Here is a 12,750-nt window from a genome sequence, read left to right on the forward strand (position 1 = left end):
CCGTAGTCCAGATTACGGCGGGCGGTCGCGTCGCCGGGGTCCGTGAGTTCAGGCGGGGACGAGCGCGGCGGCCTCCGCGCGGCAGGCGGCGGCGGCTTCACGGTCGCCGAGGCCCTCGTGGGCGTCGGCGAGGATGTGGAGGGCGTCCGCCTCCTGCGCGCGCCACGGCATGGACCGATAGATCTCCAGCGCCTCGGACGCCAATTCCCTGGCCTGGCCGTGCCGGCCGCGTCCGTTGTGGATGACGGCCAGGGTGAGCATCGACAGCGACCGGCCCTTGGCCGTCCGCGACCAGCCCGAGGCCTGCCCCTCCGCCATGTGCCGTTCGGCGTCGTCAAAGTGCCCGAGGCGCGCCTCCACATGCGCCAGCGCCTCCAGCGACTCGCGGACGATCGTCACCCGGCGGCCGTCCCGGCCGCTGGCGAGCTCGACCCGGTGCAGGTCCAGCGCGTGCTTGAGCCGCCCCGCCCTGGCGTGCACGGCGGCCAGCTCGCCGAGGCACTGGGCTTCCAGGTACCCGTTTCCCGCGCGGCGGGCGATGGCCAGGCCGCGTTCGGCGGCCGCGATCGCCTCGTCGAAACGGTGCTGCCCGGTGAGGATGATCGCCTCGTAGAGCCGGAACTGGCCCCGGTACGGCGCGGTGGCCTCGGGGTGACGGGTCTCGACCCCATGGAGATGTGCGGCGGCCCGCTCGTACTCCCCCAGCATGACCCGTACCTGGACCACGGCGTTGGTGAAGATGACCAGCGTGCGGATGTTCCCGCCGGCCGCCGCCAGGTCCGAGGCCTCGGTCAGCAGCCGCTCGGCCTCGACGTTGTCCCCGGCCTCCGAGAGATAGATCCCCAGGTTCCCCTTCGCCGGCGCCAGTTCCATCGCGGTCAGCCCGGTGGCCATCTCGACGGCCTCGCGGCCGAGTTCGATCGCGATCGAGTGGTCGAAGTGCACGCGGTGCAGGTTCGCCAGCTGGCTCGTCATCCGGAACACACCGACGCGGTCACCGGCCTCCTCGCTCAGGCGCCGGGCGCGCAGGATCGCCGGCCGGATCCGGTCGAGGAAACGGCCCTCGTTGATCGTGGCGCGCAGCGAGTACACCAGCCGCCACGACCGCGGATCGTCGGCGAGCGCGTCGAGGGCCATGATGACGTTGGTCTCCTCGGGGTTGTGCGGCTGATGGGCACGCTCGAAGTGCCACCCGATGAACGCGTCGACCACCGCTTCCAGCTCTCCCGCCGTCAGATCCCGCTCGGCGCGGGCCGCCGCGTACAACCGGACCAGGTCGTGCATCCGGTACCGGCCCGGCACGTGCTCCTCCAGCAGATGCCCGCTCACGAGCTTGCGCAACGCCGTCGCGCAGGCCCGCTCCGCAAGGCCCGAGACCGCCTCGACCAGTTCCCTCGGCGCGTCCTCGCCCGGAATCGCGCCGAGGCGGAGGAACAGCTCCCGTGCGTCGCCGGCGAGCACCCGGTAGGACAACTCCAGGGTCGCCGCGACGGTCGCGTCGTCGTCACCGTCGATGGCCAGGGCGGCCAGCCGGTCCTGCCCCCGGAGTTCGGCGGTGTAGGACGCGATCGACGCCACCGGGGACACCGCGAGGTTGGCCGCCGCGATCCGCAGCGCCAGCGGCAGGCGACCGCACAGCCCGGCGAGCGCTTCGGCCTCGGCCCGCTCCGCCCGGACGCGCTCGTCGCCCAGAACACGGCCGAGCAGTTCCAGTGCCTCGTCGGCGCTCAGGACCGTGACCGGTACCGGCCGGGCGTCGTTGACCGCCACCAGTCCGGTGAGGCGGTCGCGGCTGGTCACCAGCGTCATGCACCCGCCGCCGGGGAGCAGCGGCCGGACCTGCTCGGCGTCGCGCGCGTTGTCCAGGACGACCAGGACCCGCCGGCCGGTGGTCAGCCCCCGGTACATCTCCCCCGCGGAGTCCACATCGGACGGTACGGCGTCGCCGACCACGCCGAGGGCGCCGAGGAGCCTGCCGAGCGCCTCCACCGGTGCGACCGGCTCGCCCCGGTCGAAGCCGCGCAGGTTGACGTACAGGCGCCCGCCGGGAAAGCGCGCGGCCTGGGCGTGTCCCCAGTGGACGGCGAGCGCGGTCTTCCCCGAACCGCCGGGCCCGGCGATGGCGGCGATGGGCGAGTCCCCGCCGTCGGCGGTCAGCGCGGCGAGCTCGGCGAGCTCGCCGTCGCGGCCGGTGAAGCTCGCGATGTCGGGCGGCAGCATGGACCGCCCGGCGCCCGGCGGTTCCAGCGCCGGGTCCTGGTCGAGGACGCGCAGGTGCAGGTCGCGCAGGCCGGGCGAGGGGTCGGCGCCGAGGTCGCGGCGGACCCGGCGGCGGACCTTCTCGAAGTGGGCGAGGGCGTCGGCGGGCCGGCCGCAGCGGTAGTAGGCGAGCATCAGGTGCTCGGCGATCGGCCCGCACAGCGGTTCGGCGGCGGCGAGCGCGGCGAGGTCGGCGAGGACGGCCTCGTGGTTTCCCGCCTCCAGTTCGGCGGCGTAACGCCCGGCGAGGAGGTTGAGGCGTTCGGCGGCGAAGGACGCGCGGAACCCCTCGGCCCAGGCGCCGCCGATTCCGGCCAGGGCGGTGCCGTCGGCGAGTTCGCAGGCGCGGCGCCAGTTCGCCAGGGGGTCGGCCGCGCCCGGTGCTTCGGCGGCCAGTGCGCGGGCGGCGTGCACGTCGATCTCACCGGCGGGCACGTCGAGGACGTAGCCCTGTGATCCGGCGCGGTGGATGGCGGCCGGTGACGAGCGCAGGGACGCGCGCAGGCGGGTGATGTAGGTGTAGAGCACGCCGACGACCGTCTCCGGCGGTTCGGTTCCCCAGACGCGGGTGATCAGTTCGGCCTGCGACACCGGTTCGCCGGGGCGGGCGGCGAGCGCGGCGAGCACGCTGGCGCGTTTGGGGGCGCCGACGGGCTCGACGGAGCCGGCGTGTTCGATGCGGACGGGACCGATCAGTCGGATCAGCATGAGGGCTCCCGGGGCGAGTCCGCGGCCGACGTCGGCCGTTCGGGTTCGCTCAAGGCTCGCACACGCGGGCGGTGGGGGACGCTGCCCGGCGTCCCCCACAGGATCACCGGGCTGTCGGGGCCGCCCGGTGATGGTCCTCCCGTGCGGCTCCCCCGGCCCGCGCAGGCGCGGCGGGAACCGCGTCGTCCAGTCTCCGGCGGCGTCTCACGGTGGCCTCAAGGTCGCGTCAAGGCGACCGGGTCACGGGCTTTCGGAGGTCCAGCCGGTGCGCAGGTGCGAGCCGTCGCAGAAGGGCTTGTTGCCGCTGTTCCCGCAGCGGCACAGCAGCGCGCGGACTTCGCGGTGTCCGTCGATCTCGAACTCGCCGCGCACGAAGAGCGGGCCGTCGGGCAGGGCCGTCACCGTGGCGGGGACGGGGCCGTGCTCCTCCGGGCCGTCGGGCAGCGAGAAGTGCAGGGCACCGCTCGGGCAGTGCCGGATGGTCGCGGCGATCTCGGCGGGCGTCGCCTGCGACGGGTCGATCCACGGGCGGCGGCCGGTGTCGAAGACCTTCGGGAGCCGGTTGACGCATTCGGCGGCGTGGGCACAACGCCGGGCGTCGTAGCGGACGGTCACCCCGGGGGCGGCGTAGTTCTTGACCCGCTCACCGGGCGGCCACGGGTCGGTCTCGGCGTCGTCCATGGGCTGAGTGTCCCCCACCGCCCCTGCCGGCGGTGGGGAACACGTGAGGCCCGTCCCGCCAGAAACGGGCCTCACGCTGGCTCTACGGGAGGGCGTTGAGATAGGGCTCGTGACTGTTGGCGAACTCCCAGTTGTAGTAGCGGTCCCAGTTGACCGACCAGGTCATCAGCCCGCGGAAGGCCGGGGAGGCGCCACCGCGCAGGGTGTAGCCGCCGCAGTTGACGCCCTTGGCGAGGCAGTCGACGGCCTGGTGCACCGCCGCCGGGGAGGTGTAGCCGTTGCCCGCGCTGACGGCCGCGGGGAGACCGAAGGCGATCTGGTCGGCCCGCAGCCCGGGGAAGGTCTGACCGGTGTTGGCGACGGTGAAGCCCGCCTTGATCATGTCGGTCATCGCGATGTGGAAGTCGGCGTTGCCGATGTTGTGGTACTGCCCGTCGAGGCCCATGACCGGACCGGAGTTGTAGTCCTGGACGTGCAGCACGGTCAGCGCGTCCCGCATCGCGTGGATGACCGGCAGGTAGGACCCGGTCCGGTTGTCCCCGCCGCCGGCACCGCCGTAGAACTGGTGGCCGACCTGCACGAAGAAGGTCTCCGGCGCCATGGTGAGCACGAACTTGGCGCCGTAGCGGGCCTTGAGGGTCTTCAGCGCCGAGATCAGGTTGACGATCACCGGGGTGGTCGGGTTGCGGAAGTCGGTGTCACCGGAGTTGAAGTACAGCGAGTGGCCCTCGAAGTCGATGTCGAGACCGTCGAGTCCGTAGCGGTCGATGATCGCCGACACCGAGCTGACGAACGCGTCCCGCGCGGCGGTCGTGGTCAGCTGGACCTGGCCGTTCTGGCCGCCGATCGAGATCAGCACCTTCTTGCCCTTGGCCTGTTTGGCGCGGATCGCGGCGATGAAGTCGGCCTCGCTCTCCACATTGGGACACTCGGCGGCCGGGCACAGCCGGAAGCGGATGTCGCCGGAGGTCACCGAGGTCGGCTCACCGAAGGCCAGGTTGACGATGTCCCAGGAGTCGGGGACGTCGGCCATACGGATGTAGCCCGATCCGTTGGCGAAGCTGGAGTGCAGGTACCCGATCAGCGCGTGCTTGGGCAGACCGGGGTTGGTGCACCCGGACGTGGTCGCACTCGCCGCGCCGGACTTCGCCGACTCGCCGTTGGCGTTGTACGCCGCAACGGTGAAGGAGTGCGAGGAGCACACCGCCAGAGCGTCCACCGTGACCGAGGTGCCCGTGACGGTCTTGACGACGCTGGAGCCCTCGTAGACGCGGTAGCCGGTGACGGTGCCGGTCGAGGCCGCCCAGGACAGTGCGATCGCGGTGTTCGTGACCGTCCCGACGGCCGGGGTGCCGGGTACTCCGGGAGCGCCGGGCTGCGGGTTGCCGCCGGGGCCGTCGAGGTTGACGTCGTCGGCGTAGTAGGTGCCCTGGCCGTACCAGCCGTGCAGGAAGACCTCGGCGGTCGTCTGGCTCGCGCCGGTGGTGAAGGCGACCGTGAGCTGCGTGTACGCCGACGCCGACGGGGTCCAGGTCGAGGCGCCGCCGGTGACGCCGAGGTAGACGTAGTTGCCGCGGACCCAAGCCGACAGCGTGTAGGCGGTGTTCGGCACGACCGTCACCGACTGGGAGCACTTCGCCTGGTCGGCCGAACTCGCCGCCGCAGCCAGGGCCTTGGTGCCGGAGCGGACCGGGGTCGACACGACGCTTCCGGTGCCGCCGGAGCAGACCCACGGCGAGACCGAGCCGGTCTCGAAGCCGGGGTTGGTGAGGATGTTGGCCGCGCTCGCGGTGCCGGGAACGGCGAACAGGGCGGCGATCAGGATCAGGGGGACGAGGGCCGCGCGGAGGCGGGGTAAGTGCTTCACCGGAACTCCTGGGACGGGGGAATCAAGGGAAGGAAATTAACTGTTAAGAGACTATCAGTTAAGTGTGGGCGGTGTCACTGAATGGACTCCGCCCACCGTGGCTACAGTTTCGGCGCCCCCGCCGTCCCCCTTGGGAGTCCCCGATGTCCGAAACCACCGAGACCGCGCCGCGCGAGCGCCGCGCGACCTGGTTCGAGCTGCTCTTCGACCTGGTGTTCGTCGCCGCCGTCGGCCAGGTCGCCCACCGGGTCGTCGGGCACCCGACGGCACTCGAACTGCTGGTGACGGCCGGGCTCTTCGTTCCGCTCTGGTGGACCTGGGTGATCTACACCTACCAGGCCAACCGCTTCGACACCGACGAACGCGGCGGGCACCGGCTCGTCGCGCTGGCCGGGATGTTCGGGATCTGCCTGGTCGCCGTCGCCCTGCCCGGCGTGGGCTCACACGGTTCCGACGACCTCAAGTTCGTGGCCGGATACCTCCTCGCCAGGGCCGTCCCGGCGGTGCTCTACGTCCTGGCGGGCCGGACCGACCCGGCCGCACTGCCCATCGCCCGCCGCTACGCCACCGGAAGCGCCGTCGCCGCCGTCGGCTGGATCGGCGGGCTGTTCCTGCCCGGCGGGTGGCAGACCGCGGCGTGGATCGCCGCGATGGCCGTCGAACTGGCGCTGCCCTTCGCCGCCGCCCGGCCGACCAACGCCGTCTCCCACAGCGTCGAGCACCTCAAGGAACGCTTCGGGCTGTTCACGATCATCGTCATCGGCGAGGCGATCCTGTCCGTCGTCGCCGGGCTGAGCGGAACGAGCCTGGACGCCGCCGGCGGACTGACCGCCGTCTTCGCCTTCGTGCTCGCCGCCGGGGTGTGGTGGATCTACTTCAACACCGGCAGCCTCCGGGAGGGCACGCACGATTCGATGCTGTCCCGCCAATGGCTGCGGCACGTGTTCACCTACGGGCATCTCCCCGCACAGCTCGGGCTGGCGCTGGCCGGGGCGGGCGCGTCGGTCGCCATCATCGACGCGCCCCACGCGCTGCCCGGCGCGATCGCCGGCGCCCTGTTCGGCGGGACCGGGCTCTACCTGCTGGCGATCCTGGCCGTACGGGTCGCCTTCCAGCACCGCCTGACCCGCACCACCGTGGTCCGGGGCGTCGCCGCGATCGCCGCGCTGAGCCTGCTGTGGCCGGCGACGCTGATGCCCGCCCACCTCGGCGTCGGGCTGCTGGCCCTCCTGGTCATCGCCGTCGCCGTCGCCGAGACGCGCCTGGCGGACTGAGCGACCCATCACGAAGCCCCGAAACGGGTACCCAAGGGCCGACCGGCCGCGATGATGGTGCCGGAGACCGAAAGGAGCCCGGGTGAGCGGCGCAGAGGAACTCATCGAACTGGAACGACGCGGCTGGGCGGCATTGTCGACCGACGCGGACACCGCGGCGTCCTTCTACCGCGAGCTGCTCACCGACGACGCCCTCATGCTCTTCCCCGGAGGCCTGCGCCTGCACGGGAAACCCGCGATCCTGGCCACCTTGGACACCCCACCATGGGACTCCCACGCGCTGACGGAGGTCGCGGTCACCCGCCCGGGCGACGACGTCGGCGTCGTCTCCTACGTCGTGGGCGCCGTCCGGGGCGGGAAACCCTACGCGGCCCTCGTCAGCAGTCACTACATCCGCACCACCGAAGGCTGGCGCCTCTACTTCCACCAGCACACGCCCAAGGAGTAGCCGGGACGGACGGCGGGTAACCGGCGACCATGCCCCTCATCGGTTACCACGCCAGCCACGAGCAGTTCCCGCCCGGCGAACTGCTCGCCCACGTCCGCCGCGCCGAGACCGCCGGGTTCACCGCGGCGATGTCCTCCGATCACCTCAGCCCCTGGCTGCCTGGACAGCGCGGCGTCGGTTTCGCCTACGCCTGGCTCGGCGCGGCCATGAACGCGACCTCCCTGCCCTTCGGCGTGGTGACCGCCCCCGGCCAGCGCTACCACCCGGCGGTGATCGCCCAGGCCGCCGTGACCCTCGCCGAGATGTTCCCCGGCCGCTTCTGGCTCGCCCTCGGCAGCGGCGAGGCCTCCAACGAGCAGGTCACCGGCGACCCGTGGCCCTCCAAGGCCGACCGGCTCGGCCGACTGCGCGAATGCGTCGACGTCATTCGCGCGCTCTGGCGCGGCGAGACCGTCGACCACCACGGCCACGTCCGCGTCAAACACGGCCGCGTCCACACCACCTGCGAACATCCCCCGGCACTGATCGCCGCCGCCGTCACCCCACCCACCGCGAAATGGGCCGCCGCCTGGGCCGACGGCCTGATCACCGTCGGCGGCCCGGCCGAACAGGTCGAACGCACCATCGGCGCCTACCGCGACAACGGCGGCACCGGCCCGGTCACCGTCCAGCACCACCTGTCCTGGGCCGAGACCGACAAGCTGGCCGCCCGACACGCCTTCGAGCAATGGCGCCACGCCGGCATCCCCCACCCGGCCTGCATGGAACTCGAACTCCCCGAGCACATCGAGGCCGCCGCCACGACCGTCCGGCCCGAAGACCTCCACGAGGCCATCGCCATCGGCGCCGACCTCGACCGCCACGCCGAGCACATCGCCACCTACATCCGCCTCGGCGCCGACCAGGTCCAGCTCCACCAGGTCGGCCCCAACCAGGCCGAGTTCATCGACGCCTTCGCCACCGGCGTCCTCCCCGCCTTCGAAGGAGACGACCGTGCCTGAGAGCTCCATGACCGACCTGTGGTGGAAGAACGGCCTCGTCTACGCCGTCGACGTCAAGACCTTCCTCGACGGCGACGGCGACGGCATCGGCGACTTCAAAGGCCTCGCCGCCGGCATCGACTACCTCGCCGCCCTCGGCGTCACCTGCCTGTGGGTCCTGCCGCCCTTCCCCTCCCCCTGGCGCGACGACGGCTACGACACCAGCGACTACCTGTCGATCGACCCCCGGCTCGGCGACCTCGGCGACTTCGTCGCCTTCACCCGAGCCGCCCGCCAGAACGGGATCCGCGTCATCCTCGACATCGCCCTCAACCACACCAGCGACGAACACCCCTGGTTCACCGACGCGCGCTCCTCCCGCGACGCGAAGTACCGCGACTACTACGTCTGGTCCGACGAACCGCCGGCCGACCCACCCGAACCCGTCCTGCCCGGCGAACAGACCGGCACCTACACCTTCGACGAGGGCTCCGGCCAGTACTACCTGCACCGCTACCACGACTTCATGCCCGACCTCAACACCAACAACCCCGCCGTCCGCGCCGAGATGTACAAGGTCCTGGGATTCTGGCTCGCCGTCGGCGTCAGCGGCTTCCGCGTCGACTCCGTCCCCTTCCTCGTCGAGGAGATCGCCGACAGCGGCGGCGGCGAGGACTCCTCCCACGACTACCTGCGCGACCTGCGCTCCTTCATCGCCCGCCGCAGCAGCGACGCGATCCTGGTCGGGGAGGCCAACCTGCCGCTCGACCTGCTCGGCCGCTACTTCGGCGAAGAGGGTGCCGAGGAGATGCGGGTGATGTTCGACTTCGCCGGCTGCGGCGGCATCTGGGCCTCCCTCGCCCTCGGCGAGGCCGCCCCGATCGCCCGCCAGCTCACCGCGCGGCCGACGCCTCCCCCGGTCTGCTCCTACCTGTCGTTCCTGCGCCACCACGACGAACTGAACCTCGACCTGCACTACACCGACGAGGAACGCGAGGCCGTCTTCGCGTCCTTCGCGCCACGCGAGGACCAGCGCGCCTACGGTCGCGGGATCCGCCGCAGAATGACGCCGATGCTCGACGACGACGAGGCACGAGTGCGACTGGCCTTCTCACTGATGTTCTCCCTGCCGGGAACCCCGACGATCTTCTACGGCGACGAGTACGGCCTCGGCGACAACCCCGAACTGCCCGGCCGCCTGGCCAACCGGCCCCCGATGCAGTGGAACGCCCTCGACAACGGCGGCTTCTCCCACGGACGGCCCGCCGAACTCGTCCGGCCCACCACCCCCGACGGCCACTACGGGTACCGCACGCGCAACATCGCCGCCCAGCTGCCCGACCCCGGCTCCCGCCTGAACTGGCTGCGCCGCCTGGCCGCCAACCGCCGCGAATGCGCCGAGATCGGCACCGGCCGCCACCGGCTCCTCGACTCCGGCGACCCCGGAATCCTGGCCGTACGCCACGACCAGTTCCACTCGCTCGTGGTCCTGCACAACCTCGCCGACGAGGAACGCACCGCCCACCTCGGCGACGAACTCGACGTCGGCTGCGACGAGGTCTTCGCCGACCGCTCCTACGAACCCGCCGACACCACCACCGGCGAGGTGCCACTCGGCCCCAGCGGCTTCCGCTGGCTTCGCCTGCACCGCACGGGAACGAGCACCCCCGGCATCGACTGACCCGCCTTCTTTTCTTGACACACGAAAGTAACTCTGCTTGGCTGCGCCTTGATCGACATCGACGGAAGAGGCCATGAGCAGCAACCCCGGGCGCCCGGCACCCTCCGGCCCGTTCGGTGAACGGACGCGCGCCGAGGTCTTCGCGCTGATCCTCACCGACGGACCGCTCTCGCGCGTCGAGGTGGCCGCGAAACTCGGCCTGTCCCCCTCGACGGTGACCCGGCTCCTGCCTCCCCTCCTCGACGGCGACTACATCCGCGAAACGGGCCGCGCCGCCACCGCCCTCGGACGGCCCCGGCGCCTGCTGGAGGTCAATGCGGCCCGCCACCTCGTCGTCGGCGTGAAGATCTCACCGACGCACGTCACCGGCGTCCTCACCGACATGGCCGCCCGCGTCGTCGGCCGCGCCGAGACCCCCGTCCCCGACACGCTCCCCACCACGATCCTCCGCGCGACCACCGCACTCACCCGCGACCTGCTGTCCGGAGTGGACACCTCCCTCGTGCTCGGCATCGGTGTCGGCGTCGGCGGCCACGTCGGCCGCGAGGCCGGAATCTGCCACACCTCGGCCCTCCTCGACTGGCACGAAGTCCCCGTCGCCGCACCCCTCGCCGAAGCCACCGGCCTGCCCGTCGTCGTCGAGAACGACGTCAACACCCTCGTCGTCGCCGAACGCTGGTTCGGCGCCGGACGCGACACCCGCTCCTTCGCCGTGGTCACCATCGGGCCCGGCGTCGGCTGCGGCCTGCTCCTCGGCGGCGCCATGTACACCGGCGCCACCGGCATGGCCGGCGAGTTCGGCCACCTACCCCTCGACCCAGCCGGACCGAAGTGCCTCTGCGGAAACCACGGCTGCCTGGAGGCGCTGGCGTCGAGCGCGGCGATCGTGCGCGACCTCGCCCACGAAGGCGTCCGGGTCTCCTCCGCCGAGCAGGCCGCCGCACTCGCCCGCGCGGGAAACCCCGCGGCCCGGGAGGTCTACGCCCGGGTCGGAAACGCCCTCGGCCGCGGCCTCGCCGCCCTGGTCAACCTCCTGGACCTGGAACTGATCGTCCTGGCCGGCGAAGGCGCCGCCGAACACGACCTGTTCGGCCCGGCGATGACGGCGGGCCTGCGCGCGCACGCCTTCTCCAAGGCCGCCGAACGTCCCGTCCACATCGACCCCGCCACCGACGACCTGTGGGCCCGGGGCGCCGCCTGCCTGATGATCGGCGCGGCGGTCGCCGGCCCACTGACCCCACCCCGCGTAGAGAGGCACCACCCGTGACCGCACAGCACTGGCTCGCCGACGCCGTCCTGTACCAGATCTACCCGCAGAGCTTCGCCGACTCCAACGGCGACGGCATCGGCGACCTGCCCGGCATCAAGGCCCACCTCGACCACCTCTCCTGGCTCGGCGTGGACACCATGTGGATCAATCCGTGCTTCGTGTCGCCCTTCAACGACGCCGGCTACGACGTCGCCGACTACACCCGCATCGCTCCCCGCTACGGCACCGAGGACGACCTGGCCGCCCTCACCGCCGCCGCCGGCGAACGCGGGATCCGCGTGATGCTCGACCTGGTCGCCGGACACACCTCCGACCAGCACCCGTGGTTCGTCCACTCCGCCGCCGACCCCACCGACGACCGCTACATCTGGGCCGACCGCCAGGCCGAGCACTTCGTCGCCTCCCCCGGCACCCGCGAAGGCTTCTACCTGCCGAACTTCTTCGACAGCCAGCCCGCCCTCAACTTCGGCTACGCGCGCACGCACCCCGACGAGCCGTGGCGCCTGCCGGTCGACGCGCCCGGTCCCCTGGCCAACCGCCGCGCCCTGCGCGACGTCATGGACTTCTGGCTGAGCCGGGGCATCGCGGGCTTCCGTGTCGACATGGCCCACTCACTGGTCAAGGACGACGCCGACCGCACCGAGACCGGCAGGATCTGGCGCGAACTGCGCGACTGGCTCGACACCGCGCACCCCGAGGCGGCCATCGTCGCCGAATGGAGCGACCCGGCGGTGTCGGTCCCGGCCGGTTTCCACGCCGACTTCTTCCTCCACTTCGGCGGCGACAGCGACGGCATGCCGCTGCGCTCGCTGTGGAACAACAACGCCGGCACCCGCAAGGAGACCTGGGGCGGCCCGCAGGACTGCTACTTCGACGCCGAGGCCAAAGGCTCGATGTCGACCTTCCTCGACGCCTGGCGCCACGCGCGCGAGGTCATCGGCGACCGCGGCTTCAGCGCGCTCCCCTCCTCCAACCACGACTTCTCCCGCCTGGCCTGCGGACCGCGCACCGCCGAACAACTCGGCGCCGCCCTCACCTTCCTGCTCACCTGGCAGACCGTCCCCGCGATCTACGCCGGCGACGAGATCGGCATGCGCTACGTCCCGGGCATGCCCGTCCACGAAGGCAGCGCCCTCGGCCCCAACCACAACCGCGCAGGCTGCCGCACCCCCATGCAGTGGGACGACGGCCCCAACGCCGGGTTCTCCACCGCCGAACCCGACGCGCTCTACCTGCCCCTCGACCCCGCCCCCGACCGGCCCACCGTCGCCGCCCAACGCGAGGACGCCGACTCGGTGCTCCACCTGGTCCGCCGCCTGATCACCCTGCGCAAGGCCAACCCCGAACTCGGCCCGGCGGGCGAGGTCGAGATCCTCTCGACCGGCTACCCCTTCGCCTACATCCGCGGCGGGCGCTTCCTCGTCGTCGTCAACCCCGGACGCGACGCCGTCACCCTCGACGTGCCCGCCCTCGCCCGCGCGGCGAGCCCGGTCGAGGTCAAGGGCATCACCGTCGACGGCGGCCGCGTCGAGGCCGCGGGCTTCTCCTACGGCGTCTTCGAGCTGGCGCCCTGAGCCCGGCG

General features: G+C 72.1%; 9 protein-coding genes. 6 read left to right on the plus strand and 3 right to left on the minus strand.

Annotated features, from left to right (window positions below):
• Positions 1–48: 48 nt before the first annotated feature.
• The 3 genes from HNR73_RS32955 to HNR73_RS32965 all read right to left on the minus strand — a co-directional run bounded on the left by HNR73_RS32955 (position 49) and on the right by HNR73_RS32965 (position 5,515).
• The gene (locus HNR73_RS32955) at positions 49–2,967 is read right to left on the minus strand and encodes an AfsR/SARP family transcriptional regulator (protein WP_184791685.1); all 2,919 of its coding nucleotides are present in this window, start codon (positions 2,965–2,967) and stop codon (positions 49–51) included.
• Between the two features lie 240 nt (positions 2,968–3,207).
• The gene (locus HNR73_RS40360) at positions 3,208–3,648 is read right to left on the minus strand and encodes a (4Fe-4S)-binding protein (RefSeq protein WP_184791687.1); all 441 of its coding nucleotides are present in this window, start codon (positions 3,646–3,648) and stop codon (positions 3,208–3,210) included.
• Positions 3,649–3,730: 82 nt separating this feature from the next.
• Positions 3,731–5,515, minus strand: coding sequence for a chitinase (locus HNR73_RS32965; RefSeq protein WP_239122223.1), 1,785 nt, complete (start codon positions 5,513–5,515; stop codon positions 3,731–3,733).
• 143 nt (positions 5,516–5,658) lie between these two features.
• On the opposite strand from HNR73_RS32965, the gene HNR73_RS32970 reads away from it, so the two are divergent.
• The 6 genes from HNR73_RS32970 (at position 5,659) to HNR73_RS32995 (ending at position 12,742) form a co-directional block, all read left to right on the plus strand.
• Complete coding sequence (locus tag HNR73_RS32970; RefSeq protein ID WP_184791689.1) at positions 5,659–6,789, plus strand: low temperature requirement protein A; 1,131 nt, start codon at positions 5,659–5,661, stop codon at positions 6,787–6,789.
• An 82-nt stretch (positions 6,790–6,871) separates the two neighbouring features.
• Positions 6,872–7,237 (plus strand): nuclear transport factor 2 family protein, encoded by a 366-nt coding sequence (locus HNR73_RS32975; RefSeq protein WP_184791691.1) that lies wholly within the window; start codon positions 6,872–6,874, stop codon positions 7,235–7,237.
• Between the two features lie 29 nt (positions 7,238–7,266).
• Positions 7,267–8,238 carry a TIGR03885 family FMN-dependent LLM class oxidoreductase gene (locus HNR73_RS32980; RefSeq protein ID WP_184791692.1) on the plus strand — a complete coding sequence of 324 codons (972 nt, stop codon included), beginning with the start codon at positions 7,267–7,269 and terminating at the stop codon, positions 8,236–8,238.
• A complete protein-coding gene (locus HNR73_RS32985; RefSeq protein ID WP_184791693.1) occupies positions 8,231–9,898 on the plus strand; it encodes an alpha-amylase family glycosyl hydrolase in 1,668 nt (555 codons plus the stop codon). The genes HNR73_RS32980 and HNR73_RS32985 overlap by 8 nt, the downstream gene beginning before the upstream one ends.
• 73 nt (positions 9,899–9,971) lie before the next feature.
• Positions 9,972–11,165, plus strand: a complete 1,194-nt coding sequence (locus HNR73_RS32990) for an ROK family transcriptional regulator (protein WP_184791695.1) — start codon at positions 9,972–9,974, stop codon at positions 11,163–11,165.
• Positions 11,162–12,742 carry an alpha-amylase family glycosyl hydrolase gene (locus HNR73_RS32995; protein WP_184791697.1) on the plus strand — a complete coding sequence of 527 codons (1,581 nt, stop codon included), beginning with the start codon at positions 11,162–11,164 and terminating at the stop codon, positions 12,740–12,742. Before HNR73_RS32990 ends, HNR73_RS32995 begins: the two co-directional genes overlap by 4 nt.
• Positions 12,743–12,750 lie beyond the last annotated feature (8 nt).

Origin of the sequence: Phytomonospora endophytica (assembly GCF_014202425.1) — a bacterium.
Lineage (GTDB): Bacteria > Actinomycetota > Actinomycetes > Mycobacteriales > Micromonosporaceae > Phytomonospora > Phytomonospora endophytica.

Coding starts and splice junctions, on each gene's coding strand:
- HNR73_RS32955 (WP_184791685.1), bottom strand. CDS start 2,967: ATGCTGATCCGACTGATCGGTCCCGTCCGCATCGAACACGCCGGCTCC.
- HNR73_RS40360 (WP_184791687.1), bottom strand. CDS start 3,648: ATGGACGACGCCGAGACCGACCCGTGGCCGCCCGGTGAGCGGGTCAAG.
- HNR73_RS32970 (WP_184791689.1), top strand. CDS start 5,659: ATGTCCGAAACCACCGAGACCGCGCCGCGCGAGCGCCGCGCGACCTGG.
- HNR73_RS32980 (WP_184791692.1), top strand. CDS start 7,267: ATGCCCCTCATCGGTTACCACGCCAGCCACGAGCAGTTCCCGCCCGGC.
- HNR73_RS32990 (WP_184791695.1), top strand. CDS start 9,972: ATGAGCAGCAACCCCGGGCGCCCGGCACCCTCCGGCCCGTTCGGTGAA.